Source organism: Vibrio sp. AIC-3 (genome assembly GCF_013114515.1).
GTDB lineage: Bacteria > Pseudomonadota > Gammaproteobacteria > Enterobacterales > Vibrionaceae > Vibrio > Vibrio crassostreae_C.
In genome coordinates, this window is record NZ_VTXG01000079.1 from 1 (window position 1) to 714 (window position 714).

The window sequence follows — 714 nt, forward strand, 5'->3', positions numbered from 1 at the left end:
TCCCAAAGGCATTTTCGACCAAGTGACGATACTTGTATAAACACCAATCCATACTGTCTTTGTCTATATCTTGTCCGTAATTGCGTTTAGCAATTACCGTTTCTCCGCCACGTTCCTTAACAAAAGTACGGAAAGGTGCGCTGTCATATCCTTTATCACAAACGATGGTATTAACTTCATCGAGTTGCTCAACTAAGCTTTCGGCATGCACTATATCGTGGCGTTGTCCCTCTGATAAATCAAAGCAAATCGGCAGGCCACCACTATCTACGGCTAAGTGAATTTTGGTTGAGTTGCCCCCGCGACTTTTTCCTATTTGCTCTGAACTTTCAGTAGCTGCACCTGTACTATGCTGATGTGCTCTAACTATAGAGCCATCAAGAAATACCCATTCAAAATCAGCCATGTTAGATAAGCTTTTGAAAAGACTATCTAAAATCCCTTTCTTTGACCAAAGATTAAATCGTCTGTAAACGGTACTCCACTCTCCGAACTCAGAGGGTAGATCTCGCCAAGGAATACCTGTTCTCATTCGATAAAGTATTCCTTCAAATGTCATTCGATGTTCAGTTTTATCGTAAATACGACCTGTACTTTTCATAACTTGGAGTAGCAGTTCCCAGCGAATATCAGTTAGCATTGTTCTTGGCATGGTATTGGTTATGGTTTTACTTTTGGCGAAGCAAATTATAACTCTTTACCATGCTGTTCAAA

Annotated in this window: 1 protein-coding gene; it reads right to left on the reverse strand. The window is 40.5% G+C overall.

Translation table 11 applies throughout. The features are described 5' to 3' along the window. Positions 1 to 652, reverse strand: a 652-nt coding sequence (locus tag F0229_RS21675; RefSeq protein WP_171733698.1) for an IS5 family transposase, incomplete at its 3' end; no start/stop codon positions are given. Positions 653 to 714: the final 62 nt, after the last annotated feature.